Source organism: Lentzea sp. NPDC058436, assembly GCF_042721515.1.
Lineage (GTDB): Bacteria > Actinomycetota > Actinomycetes > Mycobacteriales > Pseudonocardiaceae > Lentzea.
On sequence record NZ_JBHXLF010000003.1, the window covers coordinates 53,227 to 66,590 of the forward strand.

14 protein-coding genes are annotated in these 13,364 nt (G+C 64.9%); 7 read left to right on the forward strand and 7 right to left on the reverse strand.

The window, feature by feature from the left end; all coding sequences use genetic code 11:
- Positions 1–13: 13 nt before the first annotated feature.
- The gene (locus tag ACFWN2_RS13945) at positions 14–1,753 is read right to left on the reverse strand and encodes a DUF6119 family protein (RefSeq protein ID WP_382427535.1); all 1,740 of its coding nucleotides are present in this window, start codon (positions 1,751–1,753) and stop codon (positions 14–16) included.
- 522 nt (positions 1,754–2,275) lie between these two features.
- On the opposite strand from ACFWN2_RS13945, the gene ACFWN2_RS13950 reads away from it, so the two are divergent.
- The 3 genes from ACFWN2_RS13950 (at position 2,276) to ACFWN2_RS13960 (ending at position 6,429) form a co-directional block, all read left to right on the forward strand.
- Complete coding sequence (locus ACFWN2_RS13950) at positions 2,276–3,985, forward strand: hypothetical protein (RefSeq protein ID WP_382427537.1); 1,710 nt, start codon at positions 2,276–2,278, stop codon at positions 3,983–3,985.
- Between the two features lie 564 nt (positions 3,986–4,549).
- A complete protein-coding gene (locus ACFWN2_RS13955; RefSeq protein WP_382427539.1) occupies positions 4,550–5,512 on the forward strand; it encodes a hypothetical protein in 963 nt (320 codons plus the stop codon).
- An 89-nt stretch (positions 5,513–5,601) separates the two neighbouring features.
- A complete protein-coding gene (locus ACFWN2_RS13960; protein ID WP_382427541.1) occupies positions 5,602–6,429 on the forward strand; it encodes an aminoglycoside phosphotransferase family protein in 828 nt (275 codons plus the stop codon).
- 6 nt (positions 6,430–6,435) lie between these two features.
- On the opposite strand, the gene ACFWN2_RS13965 is transcribed toward ACFWN2_RS13960, so the two are convergent.
- Genes ACFWN2_RS13965 through ACFWN2_RS13985 form a run of 5 tightly spaced genes read right to left on the reverse strand, consistent with a single transcriptional unit; the run spans position 6,436 to position 9,830 of the window.
- A complete protein-coding gene (locus ACFWN2_RS13965; protein WP_382427543.1) occupies positions 6,436–7,002 on the reverse strand; it encodes a hypothetical protein in 567 nt (188 codons plus the stop codon).
- A gap of 31 nt (positions 7,003–7,033) precedes the next feature.
- Positions 7,034–7,774, reverse strand: coding sequence for a zinc ribbon domain-containing protein (locus ACFWN2_RS13970; protein ID WP_382427544.1), 741 nt, complete (start codon positions 7,772–7,774; stop codon positions 7,034–7,036).
- Complete coding sequence (locus tag ACFWN2_RS13975; protein WP_382427546.1) at positions 7,771–8,595, reverse strand: Nif3-like dinuclear metal center hexameric protein; 825 nt, start codon at positions 8,593–8,595, stop codon at positions 7,771–7,773. Before ACFWN2_RS13975 ends, ACFWN2_RS13970 begins: the two co-directional genes overlap by 4 nt.
- Positions 8,592–9,587, reverse strand: a complete 996-nt coding sequence (gene cobC, locus ACFWN2_RS13980; protein WP_382427547.1) for an Rv2231c family pyridoxal phosphate-dependent protein CobC — start codon at positions 9,585–9,587, stop codon at positions 8,592–8,594. The genes ACFWN2_RS13975 and cobC overlap by 4 nt, the downstream gene beginning before the upstream one ends.
- Before the next feature lie 36 nt (positions 9,588–9,623).
- Positions 9,624–9,830: a hypothetical protein gene (locus ACFWN2_RS13985; protein WP_030472678.1), complete on the reverse strand. Its 207-nt coding sequence runs from the start codon at positions 9,828–9,830 to the stop codon at positions 9,624–9,626.
- Between the two features lie 84 nt (positions 9,831–9,914).
- Here ACFWN2_RS13985 and ACFWN2_RS13990 point away from each other — a divergent pair, with 84 nt between their 5' ends.
- Genes ACFWN2_RS13990 through ACFWN2_RS14005 form a run of 4 tightly spaced genes read left to right on the forward strand, consistent with a single transcriptional unit; the run spans position 9,915 to position 12,454 of the window.
- Positions 9,915–10,367 (forward strand): low molecular weight protein-tyrosine-phosphatase, encoded by a 453-nt coding sequence (locus ACFWN2_RS13990; RefSeq protein ID WP_382427549.1) that lies wholly within the window; start codon positions 9,915–9,917, stop codon positions 10,365–10,367.
- On the forward strand, positions 10,346–11,077 hold the full coding sequence (locus tag ACFWN2_RS13995; protein ID WP_382427550.1) for a fructosamine kinase family protein: 732 nt from the start codon (positions 10,346–10,348) through the stop codon (positions 11,075–11,077). Before ACFWN2_RS13990 ends, ACFWN2_RS13995 begins: the two co-directional genes overlap by 22 nt.
- A gap of 5 nt (positions 11,078–11,082) precedes the next feature.
- Positions 11,083–11,631: a DUF1349 domain-containing protein gene (locus ACFWN2_RS14000; RefSeq protein WP_382427551.1), complete on the forward strand. Its 549-nt coding sequence runs from the start codon at positions 11,083–11,085 to the stop codon at positions 11,629–11,631.
- A gap of 4 nt (positions 11,632–11,635) precedes the next feature.
- On the forward strand, positions 11,636–12,454 hold the full coding sequence (locus ACFWN2_RS14005; protein WP_382427552.1) for an SURF1 family protein: 819 nt from the start codon (positions 11,636–11,638) through the stop codon (positions 12,452–12,454).
- Here the strand turns inward: ACFWN2_RS14005 and ACFWN2_RS14010 are convergent.
- Positions 12,362–13,294, reverse strand: coding sequence for a cobalamin biosynthesis protein (locus ACFWN2_RS14010; protein ID WP_382427553.1), 933 nt, complete (start codon positions 13,292–13,294; stop codon positions 12,362–12,364). The two genes, ACFWN2_RS14005 and ACFWN2_RS14010, sit on opposite strands and share 93 nt — an antisense overlap.
- Positions 13,295–13,364 lie beyond the last annotated feature (70 nt).

Sequence of the window (13,364 nt, forward strand, 5' to 3'; positions counted from 1 at the left end):
GCCGAATTGACTTCTAGCTAACAATCTCAATCCACGAGATACGCAGCTCAGCGTCGCGCCCCGCGCTTACAATCTGCCGAAATTGACCGTTGAGCGTGACAATCTCCATACGCGCCACCATCGACTCGAACTGATCCAAGGTCGACTTATCCACCTTGGTCTCGGTGCCGTATGCGAGGACGTACGTGCGGGGATGCTCGAAGAGATCGAGAAATTCGGCCTCCGACAAGCTCGTACGTCCGCGGCGCACAAGGGCTGCATGATGACGACGCAGGCGAATCGGCTCACTCAGCCTCAGATCGTTTTCGATGATATTCGCCGCGTTGATTATTTGAGATCTGACATCACGTACCTTGACATCGAATCCACGCTTCACATGGATAATGTATGTGCGACCATCACGATAGTTTAGGGTATCGAACAGCTCGACGTTATCCGTGAAAACTCGATCCCCGTTAACGATTATCTCACCATTCGGCAGATCGTCGTTGTACTCTCCCTCTTTCTTCGCCACACTCCATTGCTTCAACCCGACTTCGGCAGCCGACAAGTCAAGATCCTCAGTAACCTCAACGAAGTCCTTTGTCACAAGGTCAATATAGTTGGCGTCAACCCGATACCATCGCCCCGCTAGTACGAAATAGGTATGGTTCTCGAATCGAATCTCACCATGAATGTGTTCCAGCAAAGTGCCGGCCGTCCCGACTTCAGTACCGTAGTCAATACACTGCGACCGAATAATGATTGACTTCAGCATCGACTCAGGCACGCCAGCCTCGAAGGAAACTCCCCGCAAGACATCCGACATCTCCGGGCGCGACTCCCCCTCATAGATTTCATTTTGCCCAGAGGTCACCGTATATTGGTCGGCATTCGCATACAGCGAGGCATCCGCATTCATGAGCGCAACATTCGAAAAATCTCGATCGACTATAAGCTTAACTGCAAGCTGCCGATTAAGCCGAGTTATTAGATCCTTACTCTTTCGAGGATTGAGCACCCTTATTGAGTCGAGGATGGCCCACTCATCGTCGCTCGGAAGCGGAGATTCAGCCACATCGGCCAGCCACCGTATAAGCTCAATGAGCTTATCTAGGGACTCGACGCGGGGTCCAAACTTGATCGCGCTAGAAACATCAAGCCGCATCTTTGCTTTATTTCCAAACACGTTCCGCAAACTTGGTTGAGCGAGTACATCGGGGCGGACCTGACCACCCAAGGCGGTCCAAACATTTTGCAGAGACTCTCTGTAAGTGATGCGACGCGGATCTCTAAAGTTCACATCACTAACCAGCGCCGCGCCAGCTATTTGACTGGAGCGTGCCCGCTTTACCTCAGCCTCCGCTATCCTGCGAGCAATTTCGATCGGAAATGAAATATCTACAAATCTTTCAAACACGACAGCCGAGTGACCACCAGTGTGCACGAAAATCTCGCTGTCGACCACCACAAATCCAACGAAGTGATTGAAGCGTTCCAAGGCATCCGAAATAGCAATTCCAGACGACTCATAGAAGCTAACCCAGAAGCTTTGCCTGAGCTGACTCACAGCATTTCGGAACACGACCAGCCGACAGCCGTCAAACTCAACATCTCCTTGGACCACATAGGTGACAACGCCTTTGCTGGCATTGTACAAGTCGACGATCTTTTGAGGAAGTTCCGCAATAGACACATCCTGACCAAAGAAGGCCAGAGCAGAATCCACGTCGATGCGGAATATCGGCGGATAAAGCCCACTTCTGCCAGCCATGCGCAACCTCGGTCCCACTCGATGAGCTGACGGCCCTCAGCTTCGATGCCACGAGGATCGCACCACCGCGACGGTGCGTTACACGATCAGCCCAAGTGTCCAAAAGTGCCACTCGATCGGGGCATGAGCAGGCTTACAGTGGACATAGTTGCCGCTAAGGAGCGGCAACTATGGGACTTGTTCGACTATTCGAGCAGGGCGGAGAACACCCCTCCAGTCGGCTCGCGGGGGTTAGCTCGACTGAATGGGCTCCTCAGCGTCTTCGCTACGAGTTGCGCCGCTAGCACGCTTACCGAGTTCCTGCACCATTGGCAGCAGTGACCTATTGACGCTCTACCAGCCACCTTCGCCGTCAAGTTGCAGCAACCAGCAATTGATTTGAGGAAAATCACGTGGTTCCCACTCAGAGGCGTCATGCCCGATTGGTTGAACTTCGTCGCTCCAACTACATAAGGCCGTTGTAACGATCATCATGTCTCAGCGATAAACTATCACCAGTGTCGATATCCCGAGAGGTGCAGGTTGAGCCGCATTGAGTGGACCCGCATGTCAGGCGACGATATCGAGGAAATGCTGGCTGTGATGCTATTGCGGGATTATCCGCACGGCAGACACGTCAAGGCCAATCCTGGCGACGGCGGTATCGATGTCTTTGTGCCCAATCAGCCAGGCGGTTCTATTGGAACGAACTATCAGATTAAGCGCTTCGCAGAGAAGATCAGTGACAGCCAGAAAGATCAAATAAGAGGCTCACTAACAGCACTTCAGCAAACAGCGGCGGCAGGCCAGTTTATCGCCACACACTGCTACATCGTTGTCCCGTTGTTGCCTACAGGGACAGACTATAGCTGGCTAGACAACTACAGCCAGAAGTTTGAATTTGACGCTGAATGGTATAGCCTAACCCACATAGAAGGCCTGGTTTCGAAGTATCCCGAAGTAGTTGACTACTATCTTAACGATCGCGCTGAACACTTCACAAATGCGGCAAATAATCTGATTGATCTTGTGCGTGAATCTCTGTCCATGGGACTAGCTAACGAGAGCAGCGTCGACATCTCACCCGCAGACGTCGCATCTCACCTTGCAAAACTTGAAAAGCACCTCAATCAAGACCCTTTCTACGAGTATCACTTTCGAACTTCACCAACCGAGCCAGATTTTGTAGAACGAGACGGGATCGTCGCGACATATTCAGCGCAGTTCTCTGACCGGACCTATATCGCCGTTGACTTGTACGCACGGTTCGAGGACGCAGTTCACATTCGCCCATGCAAGGTAAAATTTAGGGCCGCTCCAGCAAACGATGCTGAACGCGAGCAGCTTGACGCTTTCGCACGTTTTGGCACACCTGCTGAAGTGACTGCAACGTCAGTGGATGTTGATTTCCCTGGAGGACTTGGAGGCAAGTTCCCTTCAGCGATGATATCGTTCACTCCCACACCGGTCGGCAAACCCACGGTCTTCAAGTATGAAATACTCCGTGCCGATGGCACCGTAGTTTCCGAGAACCTGCTAGAGACTTTGTACGCAAGCCGGGGAGCCAGGGAGCCTAACCGCTCTCTCAAAGTAACTGATCTCAATCGAGTATTTACGATCGAGTGGCGCTTTGATATTGCCAACAAGACTACTTCAATGAATATTAAATGGTCATCGATCGTTGGCCGCGTGGCAGCTGAGATACTCAGCTCATTGCATTTCCTCGCCCATCTGGAAGACGGAATTTCCCTAAAGATTTCCGATCGCTACGTTCCTTTGAAGACCAGCATACTACCCTTCCCTTCTTTTTCTCAGCCTACACTTTGGAAGTCGGCTTATAAGGTTGTCTCTGACCTTGTAGCAATTCAAGGTGTCGCAGATCGACAGATCTTAGTGCCCGACCCTGCCGAGCTTGACCAGGACACTGTCGACGAAATCCTCGTGTGTGCGCGATTGGCACGCGGTCTTGAGGTCCGCGGCACCTGGACCAGCCTAGAAGGAAATCCGGTTGGGCCAGATTTTGACATTTCCCCCTTCCAAGAGCCCGCATCGCTCCGAGCGTCCGGAATTCGCGAGCTGACAATTGGAAGCAATGTATATATCCTCGGAGAGGCTGAGGTTCTCCATGAATCCGCAGTGCTTGAACTCGGCCCCGAAGGGAACAACGGCCTGCGGCCAGCCCGGTTCGTCCCAGGCACGAGCAACAATTTTGTGATGCGCTTGATTTCCCGGTCAGAGCGGCCGAGTCCGTGACTACAACTTGTTAAAGACAAGGTACAACTGGGCGCGTTGTCACGTTCGCCTTGATCTACCACGCCGTCACCCCTGAGTCGCGGTACGACGTCATGCTGATCACCCGAGATCGCCCCGCCCGTCCCGCGCCAGTCGGCACCCGAGAAGTCGATGCAGGTGCCGGACATGTACGAACGGGACAGGTTGGGGCTCCTGTCCCGTTCATGTCGATCAAGCTGTTTACGCAGCTCATGACCGGTCTAGGGGCCTGTCCTGTCAACCCGTCCCGCCGGAGGTACTCCTGGGACGACTGGGGCGAGCTCTGCTCGCATCACTGGTCGAGGGGAAGGTGTAGGGATAGAGAGCAAGTCGCTCCTCGGACACCAGTGTTAACCACACGCGAAGAGGTCGTCTCATGGACGGCCTCTTTTGCTTTGTCGGCCTTCGCGCCGACGTCCACCGCGATCGCACTGTTCATCTGCAGACGTCTCGTTGGTCAACAACGATCTCCCCTCGCTAGGTTCCAGCGCGCTGGCCTACCGACGCTCCTGGGGGAACGAGATGAGCCGAAGAGCTTCTTTTGCCTTGTTCACAGCACTTCTGGCGGCCGCCGTCGTCACGACTCCGGCACACGCCGCCACGACGATCACCGATCTGGGCGGGTTGCCGTCCGCCTCCTCGCACGTGGCCACGTCGGTCAACGACGCGGGTGTCGCGGTCGGAGGTGCTCACAGCAACGGTCTTCCGAGCCGCGGGGTGAGTTACGACGGCAACGGTGCCGCGACCGAACTGGTCGGTCCGGCCGGTGCCGGCACGACCGCGGACGCGATCAACAGCAGCGGCAGCGCCGTGGGCACCGCTACCGACAAGTCCGGTAGCAGAGCCCTCCTGTTCAACCCGGACGGCACCCACGTCGTGCTGCCCGTGCCGGCAGGCTTCACCAGCGCGATCGGTCAGGCGATCAGCGACTCCGGCACCGTGTACGGCGTCGCCACTGATGCGACCCGCCGCCAGATCCCGGTGAGCTGGAGCCCCGCTGGCGTCGTCACGACGCTGGCGCTGCCGGCGAACGCGACCTGGGCCCACCTGACGGGCGCCTCAGCGAACGGGTACGTGGCCGGGTTCGTCACCGGTCCCACCATCGCGACCACGGCGGTGCGCTGGAGCCCGGACGGCAGCGTGACCGTCCTCAGCGGACTGGCGGTGGACTCCACGACGATGGCTGCGGCGGTCAACCAACTCGGCGAGGTGGTCGGCTCCGCGGTGGACGACGACTTCCGGTCGTGGGGCGTCCGGTGGAACGCCGACGGTTCGCTGAACAAATACGAGCAGGGGTTCGTTCCGAGGAGCATCAACGACAACGGCACCGCAGTCGGCGCCACCCTGGTCACGGGCAAGGAGGTGCCGGTCCTCTGGGAGAGGGGCGGCACGCGGCTCGAACTCGGGTTCCCCGCCGGTGTCACGAGTGCCGTCGCGTTGGACATCAACAACAACGGTGTGGTCGTGGGAGCCGCGGGCTCTCGGGCGGTGAAGTGGGTCGTCGGCTGAGCTGAGCCGTGCAACCGGAACCTCGCGTCGCGCGGTTGGCGGCGCGAGGTCACCGCGGATAGCGCCAAGCGGCGTTGTACGTTCTGGACATGATCAAGCCCTCACCGGACCTGCTGGAGATCGCCTCCGCACTCCTCCCCGGCACCCGCCTGGACAACGCGGTCCGAGCCACAGAGGGCAACATCCACGAGGTGCTGCTGATCCCCGGCATCGCCGCCGTCCGGGTCACCAGGGGACCGCTCACCACCGCCTCGATGCCCCGCCGCGTGGAGGTGTTGCGGCGACTGGCGTCCGCGGGCCTGCCGTTCCAGGTGCCGGAGCCGCTCAGCCCCGTGACCACGTTCGGCGAACGGGCCGCCGTCGCCGTGTCGTGGGTCGGCGGCACGCACCTGCCAGAAGGGGCCGGCGATCCGTCGCAGGTCGCCGAGGTGCTGGAAGCCGTGCGGTCCGTACCGCTCACCAAGTCGCTGATGGACGTCCTGGACGACCGGGCGCAAGGCCCGTCGTGGTCAGTGATCATCGCTGAGGAGATCCTGCCTCGGCTGCCTGCGCGGTGGCAGGGCGAGGGGCTGCGGCGTCTTGATGCCGCGCTGGCGTTGGAGCCCGTGCCCGACGCGCTGGTGCACGGGGATCTGAGCGGGTCCAACGTGCACTGGTCCGAGGACGGGAAGCTGCTCGGCGTCCTCGACTGGGACCTGGCCATGCCCGGCGACCCCGCCGTCGACGCCGCCCAGATGGCTTGGCACGGCTGGGAGAACGTGCGTCGTGCGGTGTCCGCCGAGACCTACCGGCGGGCGCGCACGTGGGACGCGCTGTTCGGCGTCGGGCACCTGGTCGCCACCATGAACGGCCGGCCTATGACCAGTCCGGACGGTTTCATCCGGGCGATCGTGCCGTGGCTGGAGGCCAATGCCTGAGGCGCCTCACTCGTTCCAGGCCCTGCCCAGAGCGACCCGGATCTTGTTCTTCAGCTCGTGCTCGAAGGTCGTGTAGTCGTCGGACCCGTCGCTGTCGCCGACCAGGAGCAGCTCACCGGCCGGGGTGACGCCGTGTTTGACCCACCCGTGGCTCAGCCGGACGACCATCTCCGACCGGGGTGACCTGGCGGCCGGGTAGTCGCGGTAGACCAGCGTCGTGACCAGGGCGGACTTCAGCTCGTCGAGCGGCCGCAGGAGCGGCTGCCGGTCCCTGCCGTCGATCAGCTCACCGGCCGGCGTGATGCCGATGTTCCCGACCAGGTGGTACTCCAGGACGGTCGTCTCGGTGGTGGTGCGGCCGAACCGCTTCTTGACCACGCGCTCGGTGCGGTGTTGGAGCGGCTTCATGCCGATCTCCGCGGCGACCCTCACGAACGCTCGCGCCTGGTCCGTCCAGGTCGCGCGGTACCCGGCCATGCCCGCCAGGACGTCGGCGATCTGGTCCCGCTCCTGGCCGGCCTGCCGGCGGGACCGCTGGACCTGCTCGCGCAGCTGGTCTTCGAAATCGCCCACGAGCAGGACTATCGGGAACTCCCGGACGCTGTTACTGCTGGCCCGGCTGCGCGATGCGGACCAGGATCGCGCCGCACTCCTCGCAGCGCACGACCTCGTCCGCCGCCGCCTCCTTCAGCTTCGACACGGCGCCGCGGTCGAGTTCGATGCGGCAGGCGCCGCAGCTGCGCGACTGGAAGACCGCCGCGCCGATGCCCCGCTGCTCGCGCTGGCGGTCGTAGAGCTTCAGCAGGTCGTCCGGGAAGCCCTTGGCCATCACCGAACGGTCTGCGGCGCGGCGGGTCTCGATGCTCTCCAGGTCGGCCAGGGCGGTGTCGCGGCGGCCCTTGGCGTCTTCGAGCTTCTGGCCTGCCTTGTCGAGTTCGATTCGCGCGTAGGAGACGTCGGCGTCGACGGCCTCGCGGCGTTCCATCAGCTCCAGGAGGTCGTCTTCGAGGACGCCCTGGCGGCGCTGGATGGTGGCGAGCTCGTGTTCCAGGTCGGTGAGCTGCTTGGCGCCGACCGAACCCGACTGCATCAGCTTGCGGTCGCGCTCGCCGCGGGCGCGGACCTGGTCGATCTCGGTCTCCTGGCGCTTCACGTCGCGGTCGAGGTCGGTGAGCGTCGTCTCGACGGCCACCAGCGCGTCCTGCTTGGCGCGCACCTGCTGTTCGACCTCGGTGATCTCCGCGATCTCGGGCAGCGTGCGGCGACGGTGGGTGACACGCGCCAGTTCGGCGTCGACCTCGGCCAGGTCGAGCAGCCTGCGCTGCACTGCGGGATCGGCTTTCACGCAAGTCCTCCTGCTGCTGTGCTCGTCGCACCGACGGTCCACGGATCGGTCCGGCGAGTGGAGACGAGTACGTCGACCCTACCGCCGAAGGCGGACCGCAGGATCTCCGCCGCCTGCTCGCACCACGGCCACTCGCTGGCCCAGTGCGCGACGTCCACCAACGCCGGTCCGCCGGACTCGACGTGCTCACTGGCCGGGTGGTGCCTCAGGTCGGCCGTCACGTAGGCGTCGACGCCGGCCCGCTTCGCCGTCGCCAGGTAGCTGTCGCCCGCGCCGCCGCACACCGCGACCCGCCTGATCGGGCGGTCCGGGTCTCCCGCCGCCCGCACGCCCTGCACGGTGACGGGCAACGCGTCGGCCACGCGCTGGGCGAACGCGCTGAGCGGTTCGGGGGCCGCGAGCTCACCGATGCGGCCGATGCCGGTGTCGCCCTCCGGACCGGCTTCGAGCGGTCCGGTGACCGTGAGTCCGATGGCCTGCGCGAGGGCGTCCGAGACGCCGGGCAACGCGCTGTCGGCGTTGGTGTGCGCGCAGTACAGGGCGGCGCCACTGCGGATCAGCTTGTGCACCAACGCACCCTTGGGTTCGTCGGCGGGAACACCGTTGACACCGCGCAGGAGCAGCGGGTGGTGCGCGAGCAGGAGCTGCGCGCCCACCTCCAGCGCCTCGTCCACTGTGGACGACGTGGGGTCGACGCAGACCAGGACCCTGGTGACGTCCTCCTCGGGATCACCGCAGACCAGGCCGACCGCGTCCCACGACTCGGCGGTCTTCGGCGGATACGCGGACTCCAGCACCGCGATCACGTCGGCGAGCTTCAAGCCAGTTCCTCCATCACTACCCGCAGCGCGTCGACGAACACCGCGAACTCCTCCGGCGGCCGGATCGCCACCCGCAGGTACGTGTCGTCCAGTCCGGGGAACGTGTCGCAGCGGCGGACCGCGATCCCCTTGTCCCGCAACGCCTGCCGCGCACCGCGAGGCGCCCTGATCAGCAGGAACGGCCCGTTCGGAGCAACGACGACGAGGTCTTGGAGCTGCTCCAACGCGTATGCGGCGTGCCGTTCGGCCTCTCGCGCGAACCGCGCGGACTCTTCCAGTGCGAACGGCTCGCAGCACGCCGTGATCGCCTCCAGCGTGAGACTGCCCACCGGCCAATGCGGACGGCCGTGCGCGAGTCGTGCGAGCGTCTCCGGGTCGCCGAGGAGGTAGCCGGCGCGCAGACCGGCGAGGCCCCAGGTCTTGGTCAGACTGCGCAGCACCAGCACGTCCGGGTCGTGCGCGAGCGACTCGGGCTCGCCGGGCACGGCGTCCATGAACGCCTCGTCGACGACCAGCCTGCCGGGCAACGCCTTCAGAGCGGCGGCCTCGTGCAGCACGGACGTCGGGTTCGTGGGGTTGCCGATGACGATCAGATCGGCGTCGGACCGCACGTCGCGCAGCCGGAAGTCCCCGTCGAGCAGCACGTGCTCGACCGGGATGCCGGCATCGCGGAACGCCACCTCCGGCTCGGTGAAGCCGGGGTGGACGATCGCGGCACGGCGCGGCGCGAGCTTCGGCAGCAACGCGAAGCCCTCGGCGGCGCCGTTGAGCAGGAGGACCTCGTCCGGCGTGCGCCCGTGACGGCGTGCGACTGCCTCACGGGCGCGCTCTTCAGCCAGTTTCGAGGGGTAACGCCCGAGCTCGCCGAGCGCCGCGGCCAGCCGTTCGCGCAGCCAAGCGGGCGGGTGCGGCACCCGCACGTTGACGGCGAAGTCGGCGAGGCCTGGTGCGGCGTCGACGTCACCGTGGTGGCGCAGGTCTGGGCTGGTCATCGCGCGAATCCTAGGCGACCGGCCCAGAGCACCGCGTCACTGCATGTAGCGGCGGAGCTCGGTGAGGTGGCTGATCAGCTCGTCCAGCTGGAACGCGTCGAGCTGTGCGGACTCACCGGGCGGGGTGCGGAAGCAGACGCGACCCTTCTCGTTGAGGTACACCTCGAACGCACGACGGCGCCCGAGGGCGTCGGTACACCCGATGATCTCCCGTTGCGGGGGCACGTCGGTACCTGTCTGCATGGGCGGCCTCCATGTCGTTTGTCCATACATCTTGCGACAGCGGTTGAGCGTTACCGTGCGGCGGCACCGCATAGGCTGCGTCACATGCACGTTTCGTTCGTCTGCACCGGCAACATCTGCCGGTCCCCCGTGGCAGCGCTCGTGTTCAGGGAATGGCTGTCCCGGGAAGGATTGTCCCACCAGGTCCGGGTGTCCAGTGCCGGAACGGGCGGATGGCACGTCGGCGACCCCGCTGATCCACGCGCGTTGAAGTCTTTGGCGGACAACGGATATCCCGTCGACCACGTGGCCGCACAGGTCGGCGCCGACCACCTGGACGCCGACCTGCTGGTGGCGCTCGACTCCGGCCACGCCCGCGCGTTGCGCCGGATGGCCGATCCGGACCGCGTGCGACTGCTCCGTTCGTTCGACCCGGACGCCGACGGCGCGGACGTGCCGGACCCGTACTACGGCGACGATGCCGGGTTCACCGAGGTGCTGGTCATGACGGAGGCGGCGATGCCGGGGTTGATCGCGTGGGTCCGCGAGCAGCTCTGAGGCGCAAGCACCAGTCGCCGCGGGCCACCAGCGCCGAGGCGGCGGGCCTGCGGTGGCTGCGCGTCGACGGCGGCCCGCCGGTCCCGTTCGTCCACAGTGCCGCCGGCGGCGAGCTGGTGATCGACGAGATCCCGCACGGCGAGCCGAATCTTCAGGCGGCCGTGACCTTCGGACGCCGTCTGGCCGCCCTGCACCTCGCCGGAGCCGACGCGTTCGGCGCTCCCCCGCCCGGCGGTCCGCGCGAGGCCACGATCGGCATGGCCCCGATGCGCAACGAACCGGCGCCCGAGTGGCCGTCGTGGTTCGCGTCACAACGAATTGAGCCGTACGCGCGGGAAGCGGGCATCGACGTCAGCGAGGTGTGCGCGCGCATCGGCGAACTCGCCGGTCCGCCCGAACCTCCCGCGCGGCTGCACGGCGACCTGTGGAGCGGCAACGTGCTGTGGGGCGCCGACGGCCAGGTGTGGCTCATCGACCCCGCGGCCCACGGCGGGCACCGCGAGAGCGACCTCGCGATGCTCCGGCTCTTCGGCTGCCCGTTCCTCGACCACGTGCTCGGCGCCTACCAGGAGGTCGCGCCGCTCGCGGACGGCTGGCAGGCGCGCGTGCCGTTGCACCAGCTGTTCCCGCTGCTCGTGCACGCCGTGCTGTTCGGCGGCGGCTACCGCGCGCAAGCGTTGAGCGCGGCAAGAGCCGCTTTGCTTGGATGAGTTCCATGGACGTCACCGGTTGGACCTGGCTCAACGAACCGCGCGAGTGGTCCCCCACCCCGCTGACCGTGCGCGCCGATCCGGGCAGCGACTTCTGGCGGCTCACCGGCAACGGCCTCGTCCGCGACAACGGCCACCTCTACGGCATGAGCGTCACCGGCGACTTCACCATCACGGCGACCTTCAGCGGCGAGTACGCGGCGCAGTACGACCACGCCGGTGTCGGCCTGCTGGTCGACGAGGAGAACTGGATCAAGGCCGGGGTCGAGGTGTTCGACGGGAAGCGGCAGGCCAGCACGGTCGTGACGCGCGGCTTCTCGGACTGGAACCTGGCGCTGACCGAGCCGTTCGAGCGGTTCACCGTCAGCGCGGAACGCAAGGGTGACGCGGTGTGGGTGCGGTACGGGACGGACGGCTCCGAGCCCACGAACCTGCTGCGCAAGGCGTACTTCCCGCCCGACGTGGAGGTCGTGGCCGGGATCATGGTGGCGAGCCCCGAGGGCGAGGGGTTCGTGACCCAGTTCCACGAGGTCCAGTTCACGCAACTACCGTGAGGACGTGCGGTTCAAGTTCCTCCTCAAGCCGGGCTGGCTGGCGCTGACCCTCGCCGTCTGGGTGTTCGCGGGTGCCTGCGTCTACCTGCTGTCGCCGTGGCAGTTCGGCCGCAACGACGAACGCCAGGAGCAGAACTCCGCCATCACCAAGTCGTTGAAGAGCGACCCGGCCCAGTTCGGCGCGCAGCACGACGAGTGGCAGAAGGTCGAGATCAAGGGCCGCTACCTGCCGGAACTGGAAGCGCTGGCTCGGCTGCGGACCGTCCAGGGCGAGGCGGCGTTCGAGGTCATCACGCCGTTCGAGACCACCACGGGCCACCGGATCCTGATCGACCGCGGGTACGTGCGGCCGGTCAACGGCATCAAGCCGCCGGAGTTCGCACCACCGCCGGCCGACGAGGTCACGCTCATCGGGCTCGCGAGGCCCAACGAGTCGAACGAGCAGGCCGCGTTCGAGCAGGACGGCCGCCGGCAGATCTACTCGATCAACAACAAGGCGGTCGGCGCGAACATCGAGCCCGGCTACTACCAGCTGATCGAGAACCAGCCGGGCGCGCTCGACACGCTGCCGCTGCCCAGGCTCGAATCCGGGCCGTTCTTCTCCTACGCGCTGCAGTGGATCGCGTTCGGCGTGATGGCGGTCGGCGGGTGGCTGTACTTCACGATCCGCGAGGCACGGCCGGGTGGCGTGCTCTACGAGGGCAAGAAAAAGAAGAAGTCGATCGCCGAGCTACTTGCGGAAGAGGGCGATGAAGGCGCTGACGAGGCCCGCGCCGAAGCCGACGACGCGGGACAGCTCCACGGCACGCGTCACGTGACCTGAGTCCGGGTTGCGGCCGTGGCCGAGCACCGGGCGTTCCTCGACGCCGTGCGAGTAGACGGTGCGGCCGCCCAGCCTGATCTCCAGTGCGCCGGCGAACGCCGCTTCCACCTGGCCCGCGTTGGGTGACGGGTGTGCGGACGCGTCGCGGCGCCACGTCTCCATGGCCTGCGCGGCCGAGCCGCCCACTACAGGGGCGCCGCCGACCGTCAGCAGGGCCGCCAGGCGGGACGGGACGAGGTTCAGCAGGTCGTCCAACCTCGCCGAGGCCCAGCCGAACCGCAGGTAGCGCGGTGACTTGTGGCCGACCATCGCGTCCAGCGTGTTGGCCGCCCGGTACGCGAGGAGTCCGGGCACGCCCGAGACCGCGCCCCAGAACAGCGGCGCCACGACGGCGTCCGACGTGTTCTCCGCCACGGACTCGACGGTCGCGCGGGCCAGGCCGGTCGTGTCGAGGCGGGCGGCGTCGCGGCCGCACAGGTGGGGCAAGCGCTCGCGCGCCGCGTCCAGGTCGCCGTCGGCCAGTTCACGGCCCATCGACGTGCCCTCGGTGGCGAGGGAGTGGCCGCCGAGCACCACCCAGGTCGCCGCGCCCGTCGCGAGGGCCTGCGTCAGCCAGTTGCGGCGCGCTACCCGTTCCACGGCCACACCGAGCGCCACGGTCCCACCGACGAGCACGGTCGTGTACGCCACACCGGCTGCCTCGGAGTTGGCGTAGAGGCGCTTCTCCAGGGCCGCCGCGGTCGATCCGAATGCCGCTACCGGGTGAAATCGGCGTGGATCACCGAACACCGCGTCCGCCGCCACGCCCAGCAACAACCCCAACGCGCGACCCGCGCCCATGTCATCTCCCCAGCTCGTCGAAGGCACGGTAGCGCCGCATCGCACCGGCGCGCGCATTAGGGTGGCCGGT